Source organism: Limnohabitans lacus, assembly GCF_030053395.1.
Taxonomy (GTDB): Bacteria; Pseudomonadota; Gammaproteobacteria; order Burkholderiales; family Burkholderiaceae_C; genus Limnohabitans_A; species Limnohabitans_A lacus.
Genome location: NZ_JASGBH010000008.1, coordinates 133,027 through 146,233, shown reverse-complemented (window position 1 = coordinate 146,233; position 13,207 = coordinate 133,027). Strand labels below are relative to the sequence as shown.

General features: G+C 61.4%; 16 protein-coding genes. 11 read left to right on the top strand and 5 right to left on the bottom strand.

The annotated features are described in order from the left end of the window. Positions 1-203 precede the first annotated feature (203 nt). The gene (locus QLQ16_RS11880; protein WP_283224883.1) at positions 204-1,715 is read right to left on the bottom strand and encodes a CoA-acylating methylmalonate-semialdehyde dehydrogenase; all 1,512 of its coding nucleotides are present in this window, start codon (positions 1,713-1,715) and stop codon (positions 204-206) included. Between the two features lie 207 nt (positions 1,716-1,922). Between QLQ16_RS11880 and QLQ16_RS11875 the strand changes: the two genes are divergently transcribed. Beyond that, a complete protein-coding gene (locus QLQ16_RS11875; RefSeq protein WP_283224882.1) occupies positions 1,923-2,858 on the top strand; it encodes a LysR family transcriptional regulator in 936 nt (311 codons plus the stop codon). Between the two features lie 18 nt (positions 2,859-2,876). Next, positions 2,877-3,260: a YkvA family protein gene (locus tag QLQ16_RS11870; protein WP_283224881.1), complete on the top strand. Its 384-nt coding sequence runs from the start codon at positions 2,877-2,879 to the stop codon at positions 3,258-3,260. Positions 3,261-3,284: 24 nt separating this feature from the next. Here QLQ16_RS11870 and QLQ16_RS11865 read toward each other — a convergent pair whose 3' ends face one another. Together QLQ16_RS11865 and QLQ16_RS11860 are read right to left on the bottom strand one after the other, a co-directional pair. Continuing rightward, on the bottom strand, positions 3,285-3,746 hold the full coding sequence (locus QLQ16_RS11865; RefSeq protein WP_283224880.1) for a MaoC family dehydratase: 462 nt from the start codon (positions 3,744-3,746) through the stop codon (positions 3,285-3,287). After that, complete coding sequence (locus tag QLQ16_RS11860; protein ID WP_283224879.1) at positions 3,746-4,492, bottom strand: SDR family oxidoreductase; 747 nt, start codon at positions 4,490-4,492, stop codon at positions 3,746-3,748. The genes QLQ16_RS11865 and QLQ16_RS11860 overlap by 1 nt, the downstream gene beginning before the upstream one ends. A 76-nt stretch (positions 4,493-4,568) precedes the next feature. On the opposite strand from QLQ16_RS11860, the gene QLQ16_RS11855 reads away from it, so the two are divergent. Together QLQ16_RS11855 and QLQ16_RS11850 are read left to right on the top strand one after the other, a co-directional pair. Further along, entirely contained in the window at positions 4,569-5,174 is a 606-nt protein-coding gene (locus QLQ16_RS11855; protein ID WP_283224878.1) for a 2-hydroxychromene-2-carboxylate isomerase, read from the top strand. 18 nt (positions 5,175-5,192) lie between these two features. Next, positions 5,193-5,882 carry a dienelactone hydrolase family protein gene (locus QLQ16_RS11850; RefSeq protein ID WP_283224877.1) on the top strand — a complete coding sequence of 230 codons (690 nt, stop codon included), beginning with the start codon at positions 5,193-5,195 and terminating at the stop codon, positions 5,880-5,882. Position 5,883: 1 nt separating this feature from the next. Here the strand turns inward: QLQ16_RS11850 and QLQ16_RS11845 are convergent, their stop codons facing one another. Together QLQ16_RS11845 and hemB are read right to left on the bottom strand one after the other, a co-directional pair. After that, the gene (locus QLQ16_RS11845; protein WP_283224876.1) at positions 5,884-6,990 is read right to left on the bottom strand and encodes a magnesium transporter CorA family protein; all 1,107 of its coding nucleotides are present in this window, start codon (positions 6,988-6,990) and stop codon (positions 5,884-5,886) included. A 4-nt stretch (positions 6,991-6,994) separates the two neighbouring features. Beyond that, a complete protein-coding gene (gene hemB, locus QLQ16_RS11840; protein ID WP_283224875.1) occupies positions 6,995-8,002 on the bottom strand; it encodes a porphobilinogen synthase in 1,008 nt (335 codons plus the stop codon). 297 nt (positions 8,003-8,299) lie between these two features. Between hemB and QLQ16_RS11835 the strand changes: the two genes are divergently transcribed. From QLQ16_RS11835 to rpsG, 7 genes are all read left to right on the top strand, one after another. Continuing rightward, on the top strand, positions 8,300-8,728 hold the full coding sequence (locus QLQ16_RS11835; RefSeq protein WP_283224874.1) for a CopD family protein: 429 nt from the start codon (positions 8,300-8,302) through the stop codon (positions 8,726-8,728). Between the two features lie 23 nt (positions 8,729-8,751). Then, positions 8,752-9,852 (top strand): VanZ family protein, encoded by a 1,101-nt coding sequence (locus tag QLQ16_RS11830; protein ID WP_283224873.1) that lies wholly within the window; start codon positions 8,752-8,754, stop codon positions 9,850-9,852. Positions 9,853-9,877: 25 nt separating this feature from the next. Further along, a complete protein-coding gene (locus tag QLQ16_RS11825; protein WP_283224872.1) occupies positions 9,878-10,222 on the top strand; it encodes a (2Fe-2S) ferredoxin domain-containing protein in 345 nt (114 codons plus the stop codon). Further along, positions 10,222-10,848, top strand: a complete 627-nt coding sequence (locus QLQ16_RS11820; protein WP_283224871.1) for an alpha/beta hydrolase — start codon at positions 10,222-10,224, stop codon at positions 10,846-10,848. The genes QLQ16_RS11825 and QLQ16_RS11820 overlap by 1 nt, the downstream gene beginning before the upstream one ends. Positions 10,849-10,894: 46 nt before the next feature. Next, positions 10,895-12,052 (top strand): D-alanyl-D-alanine carboxypeptidase family protein, encoded by a 1,158-nt coding sequence (locus QLQ16_RS11815; RefSeq protein ID WP_283224870.1) that lies wholly within the window; start codon positions 10,895-10,897, stop codon positions 12,050-12,052. 139 nt (positions 12,053-12,191) lie between these two features. Then, positions 12,192-12,569, top strand: coding sequence for a 30S ribosomal protein S12 (rpsL, locus tag QLQ16_RS11810; protein WP_011466063.1), 378 nt, complete (start codon positions 12,192-12,194; stop codon positions 12,567-12,569). Between the two features lie 164 nt (positions 12,570-12,733). Then, positions 12,734-13,204, top strand: coding sequence for a 30S ribosomal protein S7 (rpsG, locus tag QLQ16_RS11805; RefSeq protein WP_053172830.1), 471 nt, complete (start codon positions 12,734-12,736; stop codon positions 13,202-13,204). The last annotated feature ends 3 nt before the right edge of the window (positions 13,205-13,207 follow it).

The following is a 13,207-nucleotide window of genomic DNA, read 5'->3' as shown; positions in this document are numbered from 1 at the left end:
AACTGTTTGGATCGGCACACCGTGTCGGACCTGAAGGTGCCGACCTACAAGGCCTCCCATTTGCAGTATGGACACAGCCAGCGCAGCGGGGGTGACTGGCCGGGGCCGCAGGGCCGATTTGCTGGCGCGAAGCGACTGATGAGGCCCGGCGGCCCCGGCCAGTCACCCGCGCGAAAATCACCACGGCTGTTGACTACGGCAATTTATTTGGCCGTCGGCATCACAAACTCAGCACCCTTGCCAATCGACTCAGGCCAGCGCTGCATGATGGACTTTTGCTTGGTGTAAAAGCGCACGCCCTCTTCGCCATAAGCATGCATGTCGCCAAACAGCGAACGCTTCCAGCCGCCAAAGCCGTGCCAAGCCATGGGCACCGGGATCGGCACGTTGATGCCGACCATGCCCACCTGGATGCGACGCGAGAACTCACGCGCCACGTTGCCGTCGCGGGTGAAACAGCTCACACCGTTGCCGAACTCGTGGTCGTTGATGATCTGCACGGCGGTGCCAAAGTCGGGCACGCGCACGCAGCTCAAGACCGGACCAAAAATCTCTTCTTTGTAGATCTTCATGTTGGTGGTCACGTGGTCAAACAGCGTGCCGCCGAGCCAGAAACCGTTGTCGCAACCGGCACCCGCTTTGGCACCGTCAAACTCGCGGCCATCGACCAAGAGCTTGGCACCCTCTGCCACACCCGCGTCGATGTAGCCCTTGATGCGCTGGCGTGCTGCGTCCGTCACGATGGGGCCCATTTCGGCGGCCAGGTTTTCACCGTTGAGCACTTGCAGGGCTTTGGTGCGCTCGATCAACTTGGGCAAAATTTTGTCGGCCACATCACCGACCAGCACGGCCACCGAAATCGCCATGCAACGCTCGCCAGCCGATCCGTAACCCGCGCCGATCAGCGCGTCCACGGTCTGGTCGATGTCCGCGTCGGGCATGACCACCAAGTGGTTCTTCGCACCGCCCAAGGCCTGTACCCGCTTGCCGTGGTGGGCACCGGTTTCATAGATGTAGTTGGCAATCGGCGTGGAGCCGACGAAGCTGATGGCTTTCACATCGGGGTGCTCCAGCAGCGCGTCCACGGCTTCCTTGTCGCCCTGCACCACGTTGAACACGCCGTCGGGCAGACCGGCTTTCTTGAGCAGCTCGGCGATGAACAGCGAGGGGGTCGGGTCGGTGGGGCTGGGCTTCAAGATGAAGGTGTTGCCCGCCGCGATGGCGACCGGGAACATCCACATGGGCACCATCACCGGAAAGTTGAAGGGCGTGATGCCCGCGACCACACCCAAGGGCTGGCGCAGGGTCCAGTTGTCGATGCCAGTCGACACTTGGTCTGTGAAGTCACCCTTGAGCAGCTGCGGGATGCCGGTGGCAAATTCCACGATGTCGATGCCGCGCGAGACTTCGCCTTGGGCGTCGGTGAACACCTTGCCGTGCTCGGCGGTGATCATGTGGGCCAACTCGTCTTTGTGGGTGTTCAGCAGTTCAAGGAACTTGAACATCACGCGGGCGCGGCGCAGGGGCGGCGTGTCGGCCCAAGCGGGAAATGCCGCTTGCGCTGCAGCCACGGCTTGGGCCACTTCGGCGCTGTTGGCCAGGGCCACGTTGCCGGTCACGGCGCCAGTGGCGGGGTTGGTCACGCTTTGGCTGCGGCCGGAAGTGCCTGCGGCGACTTGGCCGTTGATGTAATGGCCGATGGGGGTGATGCTCATGGGGGACTCCTTGTGGCTTGCGCCGGTTGCTTGTCGATGTGTCTCTTGTAGGAGCCCACCCTGTGGGCGATTGCCCAATGATCGGCTGACCAAAAAGTCGCCCACTGGGTGGGCTCCTACATTTCGCCTTGCAGTGTAGGCACCCACATTCCCCCCCGCAATGCCGCAAATCTGAATTGATTGTTCAAAATAGTGAACAATGGAGGGATGGAAAATGAAAAAATAAGCACCCTCTGGACGCATTTGCACTGGTTGAGCGTGCTGGCCCAGCAGGGCAGCTACACGGCCGCTGCCGCGCGACTGGGCGTGAGCAAGGCCGCCATGAGCCAGCGCATTGCCGAGCTGGAGCGTGCTGCCAAAGTCACGCTGGTGCAGCGCACCACCCGCAGCCTGCGCCTGACCGAGGCCGGCCAGCGCTTGGTGGACGAGACGCGGGCCTCGTTTGAGCAGATTGAACAAAGCTTTGCCCAAGTGCGCGATCTGGCCGCTCAGCCCAGCGGTCTGGTGCGGGTGACGGCCCCAGTGGCGCTGGCGCGCCAGCAACTGGTGCCTTTGCTGGCTGAATTTTTGAAAGACTTTCCCGAGGTGCGCCTGGAGCTGGACCTTTCAGACCGCCTGAGTGCACTGGCCACCGAAGGCTTTGACCTGGCGATCCGACACACAGCAAGGCCACCGGACACCCATGTGGCCTGGACGCTTTGCGAAACCCAGTCGGTGCTGGTGGCGACCCGCGCCTATTTGCGCCGCCGTGGGGAGCCGCAAACCCCAGCCGATTTGCAGGCCCACAACTGCCTGCACTACCCACGCTCGCATGACACCCCGGCTTGGACTTTCGAGTCCCTCGATCGGCAAGGTGGTGAGCGCATCACCGTGCCCGTGAGCGGCAACTTTTCTGCCAACAACAGCGAAGCCCTGCGCGAAGCGGCCCTTTTGGGTGCAGGCATCGCCCTCATGCCCGACTTCAGCGCGCAGGCGGCCTTGCGACAGGGCAAATTGGTGAGTGTGCTGCCCGACTGGAAGCCGGTGGGCGCCTTTGCCGAAAGCATCTATGCAATCCGGCCGTATTCACCCCATGTGCCTCGGGCGGTGGCGGCGCTGGTGGCGCACTTGCGGGCGGGCCTGGCCGCTGGTTTTAAAGTTTGAAAATGGCTAGGAAAAGACATGCTCTCAGAACTCAAAAATTGGGCCTGCCGCATCAAGCGCGATGGTGTGATGCTCTGGTTCGCCTGCCGTGACCCGCGCACACCCTGGTGGCTCAAGGCTCTGGCCATGTTCGTGGTGGCCTATGCGCTCAGCCCGATCGATCTGGTGCCCGACTTCATCCCGGTGTTGGGCTTTTTGGACGATGTGATTTTGCTGCCGGTCTTGATCTGGCGCATCGTGCGCTACTTGCCGCCAGACATCGCCCGTGATGGCCGTCAGCAAGCCGAGGCCTGGATGGCCGAACGTCAAGCCAAGCCAGTCAGCCGTGCAGGGCTTGTGCTGGTCTTGCTGGTGTGGGCCGGGGTGGCTGGGTGGCTTTGGCGCTGGTGGGTGCAGCGCTGAGAAGGGCCTGCCCAGCGAGTTGTTTCAGGCCGCCGGCGTGCGCCGCCGAAACATGCCCCAGCCTTCCATGTGCAGCACTTTGTCACCGTTCTGGTTGAACATTTCCCACAGATTGCGGGTCATGCCCACATCGGGCCGTTTGCTCATGGGCTTGGTTTCAAGCATGGTGGACTGCAGGCGCAAAGTGTCGCCGGGGTAAACCGGTTTGAGCCATTTGATGTTTTCAAGTCCCGGCGAGCCCAGGCTGGAGGTTTGGCACAGGAAGTTGGTCACCATCAGGCGCATGGCCATTGAGCAGGTGTGCCAGCCACTGGCCGACAGGGCGCCGAACACCGAGGCTTTGGCGGCCTCGTCGTCCAAATGAAAGGGTTGCGGGTCGAATTGGCTGGCGAAGGCGATGATTTCTTCACGTGTGGGCGAAATGGTGCCCAGGTCGCGCACCTGACCAACGGCAAAGTCTTCCCAGTAATACTTGAACTCGGCCATCAGCGCCCTCCAGAAACGTCGATCAAGCTCATGGTGGTGTAGCTGGCGGCATCGGACAGCAGCCAGACGATGCTTTGCGCCACCTCTTCGGCGGTGCCGCCGCGCTGCATGGGCACCAGGTGCTGCAGGTCTTTGACGCGGTTGGGCAGACCGCCTGAAGCGTGGATTTCGGTGTCGATCAGGCCAGGGCGCACCGCGTTGACGCGGATGCCCTCGGCGGCGACTTCTTTGGCCAGGCCCAGGGTGAAGGCATCGATGGCACCTTTGGCCGCGGCGTAATCCACATACTGCCCAGGCGAGCCCAGGCGCGAGGCGGCGCTGGACACGTTGACGATGCTGCCGCCTTCGCCGCCGTATTGGGTGCTCATGCGGCGCACGGCTTCGCGGGCGCAAATCAGGCTGCCCATGACGTTGATGTCGAACATGCGCTTCAAGCGCGCCACGCTCATGTCGGCCACGCGGGCATACACATCCACCACGCCGGCGTTGTTGACCAGGCCGGTCAGGCGACCGAGCTTGGCGTCGATGTGCTCGAACATGCGCAGCACTTGGTCTTCTTCGGCCACATCGGCCTTGACCGCGATGGCTTGACCGCCCGCAGCACGGATCTGACGCACCACTTCATCAGCGGCCAGGGAGTTGGCGGTGTAGTTCACAGCGACGGACCAGCCTTGTTGTGCGGCCAGCAATGAGGTGGCCGCACCGATGCCGCGGCCGCCTCCGGTCACTAAGAGGACTTTGTTCATGGCGTGTCTCCTGCATGATTAAAAAAGTGGCCTGAGCAGGCCTTGGAAAACATTACACAACACGCCAGGAGACAACATGGGTCGCACAGTGGACTATTACTTCGCCCCGCAAAGCCCGTGGGCTTATCTGGGTCATCAACGTTTGGCAGACATCGCCCAGCGCGCAGGCGCCAGCATCCGGGTGATGCCCATCGACTTGGGCGGCAAGGTGTTCCCAATCTCGGGCGGCTTGCCTTTGGGCCAGCGTGCACCGCAGCGCCAGGCTTACCGGCTGGTGGAGTTGCAGCGCTTTAGCCAACACCTGAATGCGCCTTTGAATCTGAAGCCCCGCTTCTTCCCGGTCGGCGGTGACGATGCCGCGCGGTTGATCATTGCGGCGGATTTGGCGCACGGCGCTGAGGCCGCGATGAAAGTGGCGGGCGCGGTGCTCACCGCTTGTTGGTCGCAAGAGCGCAACATCGCTGACGACAAGGTGCTGGCCGAGCTGTTGGCCGAGCAAGGAATGCCTGAGGCCGTGTTGGGGCAATCGCACAGCCAGGCGGTGCAAGAGCGTTACGAGTCCTACACTCAGGCCGCCATCGATGCGGGTGTGTTTGGCGCGCCCAGCTATGTGGTCGCTGATGAGATTTTTTGGGGTCAGGATCGCCTCGATTTCGTCGAGCGTGTGCTGGCTGCGGACTGACTTGGATTGGAGAACAGCATGGGCAATATGATCGAATTGAAATCGGCCGACGGCACTGGCGTGCCCGCATATGAGGCCCGTCCCGCAGGCACGCCCAAGGGCGCTGTTGTGGTGATTCAGGAGATTTTTGGCGTGAACAGCCACATCCGCAATGTGGCCGATGGTTACGCGGCTGAGGGCTATGTGGCCGTGGCGCCCGCCATGTTCCACCGCGCCAAGCCAGGTGTCGAGTTGGGCTACAGCGACGCCGACATGGGCGAGGGATTTGGCTACAAAACGGCGGTGGAGGCATTGCCAGCGCCGGGCGCGATGCCCGACATCCAGGCGGCGATTGACCATGCCGCCAAGGTTTCGGGCGGCAAAGTGGGCATCGTGGGTTATTGCTGGGGCGGCTTGCTGACTTGGCGCTCTGCCTGCACGCTCACGGGCTTGAGCGCGGCAGTGCCTTATTACGGCGGCGGCGTCACGACCGAAGCCGAGACGGCTCGCCAGGCCCAGGTGCCGGTGATGGCGCACTTCGCGGAAGACGACAAGTGGATTCCGCTGGACACGGTGGAAACCTTTCAAAAAGCGCATCCCGAGGTGCAGGTCTTCACCTACGCGGCGCACCACGGTTTCAACTGCGACCAACGCGGTGCATGGCACGCGCCTTCAGCCCAGTTGGCACGTGAACGCACGCTGGCGTTCTTTGCGCAGCATCTGGTTTGAGTCAATCCCCGGTGCGAGCCAGATAACGCTTGCGCCAGAACACCAGGCCCATGCCCAGCGCGATCGCGCCCATGCTGCCGAGCGTCCACCAGAAGGCGGATGCCTGGTGCAGCCAAGGGATGAATTCGAAGTTCATGCCGAAGATGCCGGCAATCAGGTTCAGCGGCAAAAAGATCGCGGTCAGCGCCGTCAGGGTGCGCATGATGTCGTTGGTGCGGTTGCCTTGAACGTTGAAGTGCATCTGCACGGCGGTCTCGGTGTTGTGCTCCAGACGGCGCACGTGCTGCACCACGCGGTCGATGTGTTCGAGCACGTCGCGGCTGCGGATCTTGAGCAGTTCATGCTCGAGCACGGCAGCGCTGTCGTGCCCAATGCCCCAAGTGTCCAAAGATTCGGTCCATGACTGGATCGCGTTGTGCTGGTCGTCGCACAGGTCTTCAAGCTGGTGCAAAGCCAAGCGGGCCTGCAGCAGGGCGTCCCAGCGGTTGAAGCGGGTCTTGGGGTGCAACAGCTCCGCTTGCCAGTGGTCCAGTTGGCGGCTCAGTTCGCGGCGCAAGTCCAAGTAGCCGTCCACCATGTGACTCACGATGCGCAGCATCATGTCGGCCGGGCTGTGGGGCACACCGCGTGCACCAGCAGATCGCGCATCGTTCGCATCGTCGGCCACCGCACTGGCCAGCAGCCGGGCAGCATAGGCTTCCCGCACCGCACAGTCGGCCGGGTGCACGCTCAGCAGCACGCGGTCAAACACCGCAAAGCCCACCGGGCTGGTGTCGATGCGTTGCAACACCGGCGGGCCTGGGCGCTTGCCCTTGGCGGCGTCTGCAGGGGCCGCATCCTGCCTTTGCGCCAGGCGGCGGAACACCATCAAGTCGTATTGCGAGCTGAAGTCGTAGCGCGAGGGCAGCTGCGGGTTCAGCAGGTCCGAGGTGTGCAAATCGACCAGGCTTTGCCCGGTCAGCCGCACCAGCGCCGCCTGAACCAGTGGCAGCTCGGCCTCAAAGTAGGCCCTCGAGCAGGCGATCCAGACAAAGCCGTGCGCTGGCAAGGCATCGGGCAGGGCCAGGCTGTCGTGGACTTGCAGGCCGTTGACGGTGATGACCCGCATGCGATCAGCTTTGCTGACGGATCAAACGGGCCGCGTCGCGCGCAAAGTAGGTCAGCACACCGTCGGCACCGGCGCGCTTGAAGGCCAGCAGGCTTTCCATCATCACCAAATCGTGGTCGAGCCAGCCGTTTTGTGCAGCGGCTTTCAGCATGGCGTATTCGCCCGACACTTGGTAGGCGAAGGTCGGCACTTTGAATTCGTCTTTGACGCGGCGCACGATGTCCAGATACGGCATGCCGGGCTTGACCATCACCATGTCGGCGCCCTCGGCCAAGTCCATGGCGACTTCGCGCAGGGCCTCGTCGCTGTTGCCGGGGTCCATCTGGTAGACCTTTTTGTTGCTCTTGCCCAGGTTGCCGGCCGAGCCCACCGCGTCGCGGAAGGGGCCATAAAAGGCGCTGGCGTATTTGGCGCTGTAGGCCATGATGCGGGTGTGGATCAGGCCACGCGCTTCCAACGCCTGCCGGATCGCGCCGATGCGCCCGTCCATCATGTCGCTGGGGGCGACCATGTCCACACCGGCTTCGGCTTGGGTCAGGGCTTGCTGCACCAGCACGGCGGTGGTTTCATCGTTGAGGATGTAACCGGTTTCGTCCAGCAGGCCGTCTTGGCCGTGGCTGGTGAAGGGGTCAAGTGCCACGTCGGTCATCACGCCCAACTCGGGGAAGCGTTTTTTCAGCTCCCGCACCACGCGGGGCACCAGGCCTTCGGGGTTCATCGCTTCGCTGCCAGTGGGGTCTTTCAGGCTGGCGTCGATCACCGGGAACAGCGCCATGACCGGTATGCCGAGCTTCACGCAGTCTTCGGCCACGGGCAGCAGCAGGTCCAAACTCAGACGTTCCACCCCGGGCATGGAGCCCACCTGCTGGCGCTGGTTCTGGCCGTCGAGCACGAAAACCGGGTAAATCAGGTCGTGCGGCGTGACCCGGTGCTCGCGGACCAGGTTGCGGGTGAATTCGTCACGGCGGAGGCGCCGTGGGCGGCTTGAGGGGAAGGGGGCAACGGGGTTCATGGCGAAAATTGTGCCTGAACTCTGGGGTGCCATGCAGATGGCGCGAACCCGTTGCGTCGCCCATGCGCACCATCAACCGACAAAAGTGATAAATAAATTGGGTGCAAGCTTGTTATCGGTTTTGTTATTTGATAAATTCGACTCGGGCAGCTTGCTGCCTCCCGCTTTTCCTCCCTGAGCGGGCGCCTTGATGTGTGACAGCAAAAAGGCTTCCCACCCTCGGCCCATGGCCGGGGGTTTTTTTTGCCCCAATTACCCCGGTTGGCCACCGGCAACGTGACTGACTACACTTGTCCCATGCTCTGGATCAAAGCCCTTCACATCGTCTTCATCGCCAGCTGGTTTGCAGGCCTGTTTTATTTGCCCCGCATTTTTGTGAACCTGGCCATGGTCGCCGCCGATTCGAAGGCCGAACGCGATCGCTTGCTGCTCATGGCACGCAAGCTCTACAAATTCATGACCATTCTTGCAGTGCCTGCCTTGGTGTTGGGCTTGTGGCTTTGGCTGGGCTACGGGATTGGGCGCGGCCCCGGTCAAGGCTGGATGCATGCCAAGCTGGCCATTGTCTTGCTGCTGATCGGCTACCACCACAGCTGCGGCTTGATTTTGCGCAAATTCGAAGCGGGCAACATGCAGCGCAGCCATGTCTGGTTCCGTTGGTTCAATGAAGTGCCGGTGCTGATGATGTTGGCAGCGGTCATTTTGGTGGTGGTCAAGCCCTTTTGAGGGCTTGGGTTTGGGGCCGCGCCATGCGCAAGACAGCCGCCTGGCCTTTGACCTGGATTTACACCGTCCTGATCGTCTACGCCAGCCTGTACCCCTTTGACAATTGGCGCGTTCAGGGCATCGCGCCCTGGGCTTTTTTGTGGGCCCCTTTGCCCCGGTACTGGACGGGTTTTGATGTCCTTTCCAATGTGCTGGGCTACGCGCCATTCGGGTTTTTGATGACCCTGGCCTTCCACCGCACGCGCCGCCGCTGGCCGGGCATTGGGTTGACCGCTTTGGCTGCTGCGGCCTTGTCCCTTTTCTTGGAATCTTTGCAAATGTTTTTGCCGGTGCGGGTGCCGTCCAACTTGGATGCGGCCTTGAATGTGGGCGGCGCCTTGCTGGGTGCATTGACCGCCCGCGGCTTGGCCTGGGTCGGCTTGCTCGAGCGTTGGAGCCGGTTTCGCGACAAATGGTTTGTGCAGGAGGCCGATGGCGCTTTGGCTTTGCTGGCCGTTTGGCCGATGGCCTTGTTGTTTCCGGTACCGGTCGCTTTTGGTTTGGGCCAGGTGCTGGAGCGGCTGGAGGCCGCCTTGGCCAATGCCTTTCAAGACACGCCTTGGCTGGAATGGTTGCCTTTGCGCGAGGTGGAGTTGCAGCCATTGCTGCCCATGAGCGAACTGCTGTGCGTGGCCATGGGCTTGTGGCTGCCTTGCTTGCTGGCCTTCGGTGTGTTGCGCCAGCGTTACCAGCGGTTTGTGGCGGCGCTTGGGGTGATGGGTCTGGGTGTGGCGGCCAGCGCTTTGTCGGCCGCTTTGACCTATGGCCCCAGCCATGCTTGGGGTTGGGTGGGCATCGAGGTGGCGGTGGGCCTGGGCGTGGCGGTGGTCGGCATGGTGGCCTTGGCCTTCGTTCCGGCCCGTGCGTGTGGGGTGCTGGCTTTGGTGGCTTTGGTTTGGCAGCTGAGTTTGCTCAACAACGCCTCGGCCGACGCCTATTTCGCCATGACACTGCAAACTTGGGAGCAAGGACGCTTCATCCGCTTTCATGGCTTGATCCAGTGGCTGGGTTGGTTGTGGCCTTATGCGGCCTTGCTGTATCTGGTGCGCCGGCTGTCTTCTTCCGCCTCTGCCGCATCCGTTTGAGCCGTCACGCGCCTAAAATTCGGCGATGAGCTCTGACAACCAACCCTCTTATTTCAAGCGCCACATCTTTTTTTGCCTCAATGAGCGGAAAAACGGCGAAGCCTGCTGCGCCCAGCACAACGCCCAAGCGGCGTTTGACCATTGCAAAAACCGCGTCAAAGAACTGGGCCTGGCTGGTCCTGGTCAAGTGCGTGTCAACAAGGCGGGTTGCCTGGACCGCTGCGCGGGCGGGCCCGTCGCGGTGGTCTACCCCGAGGGCGTTTGGTACACCTATGTGGACAACGCTGACATCGAAGAAATTGTCGATTCGCATTTGAAAAACGGCCAGGTCGTCGAGCGCTTGGTGACCCCTGAGCATTTGGGCCGCTGATGAATTCGGCCACCCAATCTCTCGCTTTGCAAGGCGACGCAGGCGTGCTGGAGGCCTTGCGCGATGTGCCCCCCGAGGGGGCAATGCGCGGCACGGTGGTGATCGCACACCCCCACCCCCTGTTTGGCGGCACCATGCAAAACAAAGTGGTCCAGACCTTGGCCAGGGCTTTTGTGCAATGCGGCTGGCAAGCGGTGCGTTTCAATTTTCGGGGTGTGGGTGCCAGCGCTGGCATCTACGACGAAGGCCGCGGTGAAGCACAGGACATGCTGTCGGTGGTTTCCCAAGTGGCCCCAGAGGGGCCGCTGGCTTTGGCCGGTTTTTCGTTTGGGGCTTTTGTGACCAGCCATGTGGCGCAGGCCTTGCATGGGCAGCGTCCTCTGGACAAGCTGGTGCTGGTGGGCACAGCGGCTTCGCGCTTTGCCGTGGCGCCCGTGCCGCCCGATTTGCACGAGCGCACCTTGGTCATCCACGGGGAGCAGGACGACACCGTGGCGCTGGCGAGCGTGATGGACTGGGCCAGACCCCAAACCTTGCCGGTCACCGTGATTCCCGGGGTCGAGCATTTCTTTCACGGCCAATTGCCATTGTTGAAATCATTGGTGGTGCGCCACCTTCAGGCCTGAGGGCTTGATCTTTGAGCGGGCCTTTCCTGGGGGCAAGACGGAAACCATGAAACGATTGATTCAAACATTGTTCGTTTTGGCTTGGGGCGTGGCCTCACTTGTGGCCAGAGCTCAAATGCCACAGGCCCCGGACGTAGCGGCCAAGGCCTATTTGCTGCTGGACGTCACCGCCAACCAGGTGCTCGCGGCCAAAGACCCGGATACGGCGGTCGAACCCGCTTCTTTGACCAAGTTGATGACGGCCTATCTGGTCTTTGATGCGCTCAGGTCCGGCAAGATCAGCCTCAAACAGACTTTGCCTGTGTCTGAACGTGCTTCGAAGATGCCTGGCTCCCGCATGTTCATCGACCCCAAGATGAAAGTGCCCGTGGAAGACCTGGTCAAAGGCATGGTCGTGCAGTCCGGCAACGACGCCACCATGGCCCTGGCCGAGGGTGTAGGCGGCAGTGCAGAGCGTTTCGTGCAAATGATGAACGACCAAGCCAAAGTGCTGGGCATGAAGCAAACACGCTACATGAACCCCGAGGGGCAGGCGGCACCAGGCCACACCACCTCGGTGCGGGACCTGAGCATCTTGGCCACCCGCCTGATGCGCGACTTCCCAGAACAACAGACGTACTTTGCGATTAAAAAGTACCGCTACCCCGGCACGCCAGCGGCCAACGAGTCCAACCGCAACTTGCTCTTGTTCCGCGATCCCACAGTCGACGGGCTCGCCACAGGCCACACCCAGAATGCGGGCTATTGCCTGGTGGCCACGGCCAAGCGTGACTTTCCCAATGTGGGCGCGCGCCGCCTGCTGTCGATCGTGGTGGGCACCGACAGTGAAAACGCCCGTGCGAATGAAAGCCAAAAGCTGCTCAATTGGGGGTACACCGCCTTTGATGCAGTCAAACTTTTTGAAGCCAACCAGGCTGTGGCCACGCCGGCTGTCTGGAAAGGCCAGGCCAATGTGCTCAAGTTGGGCACTTTTACCCCCTTGGTGGTGGCCGTTCCAGCGGGCAGTGCATCCCAGCTCAAAACCCAACTGGTCCGCCCGGATCCCTTGGTGGCCCCTTTTGCCAAAGGCCAAGCCGTGGGTGCTGTCAAAGTCTTGCGGGGCGATCAGCCGCTGCTGGACGTGCCCTTGTTTGCCCTGGAAGGGGTTGAGCAAGCGGGTGTTTTGGGGCGAGCCTGGGACGCCTTGCGCCTCTGGATCAAGTGAGTTCCAGGGCATTGCTGGATGCCCCGGCTGTGGATAACTTGCCACAAGCCCACCAGACGGTTATACTGGTGGGCTTTTCCGCTTTTGGGGCGGGGAAGTTTCTTTTGTCTAATCCAAACGTTTAGGGACGTTTTTTAAAATGCCAACCATCAATCAATTGGTGCGTCAGGGGCGCGAGGTCGAAACGATCAAGTCCAAAAGCCCTGCGATGCAAAACTCTCCACAGCGTCGTGGTGTCTGCACCCGTGTGTACACCACAACGCCTAAAAAGCCTAACTCCGCTCTGCGTAAAGTTGCCAAAGTGCGCTTGACCAACGGTTTTGAGGTCATCTCCTACATCGGCGGTGAAGGCCACAACCTGCAAGAACACTCGGTGGTTCTGGTGCGCGGCGGTCGTGTCAAAGACTTGCCAGGTGTGCGTTACCACATCGTCCGCGGTTCTTTGGACTTGCAAGGCGTGAAAGACCGCAAGCAGTCTCGCTCCAAGTACGGCGCGAAGAAGCCAAAGGCCAAGTAAGCCCTCTCGGGTTGAAATTTTTCGGTGCTGTTTCCCGCGTGGCGCGGTGATTCAGCGAAGTGACCCGAAGCCCGGAATTGTCCAGGTGGGTCGAGTAAGTGAGTGTTTTGATTAACGCTCGCGGTGTCTGAAAAGATACCAACTGAAGCAATATGAGGTGAAATATGCCACGTCGTCGCGAAGTCCCTAAACGTGAAATCCTGCCGGATCCCAAGTTCGGCAATGTCGAGTTGTCCAAATTCATGAACGTGATCATGGAAGGCGGCAAAAAAGCGGTCGCAGAACGCATCATTTACGGCGCTCTGGACACCATGGAAAAGAAAACAGGCAAAGACCCTGTGGAACTCTTCTCCATCGCCATCAACAACGTCAAGCCCATGGTGGAAGTGAAATCCCGCCGCGTGGGTGGTGCGAACTACCAGGTGCCTGTTGAAGTGCGCCCTGTACGTCGCTTGGCCTTGTCGATGCGCTGGATCAAAGAAGCCGCTCGCAAGCGCGGTGAGAAGTCCATGGCCCTGCGTTTGGCCAACGAATTGCTCGAGGCCAACGAAGGCCGCGGCGGTGCCATGAAAAAGCGTGACGAAGTTCACCGCATGGCCGAAGCCAACAAGGCGTTCTCGCACTTCCGCTTCTGATTC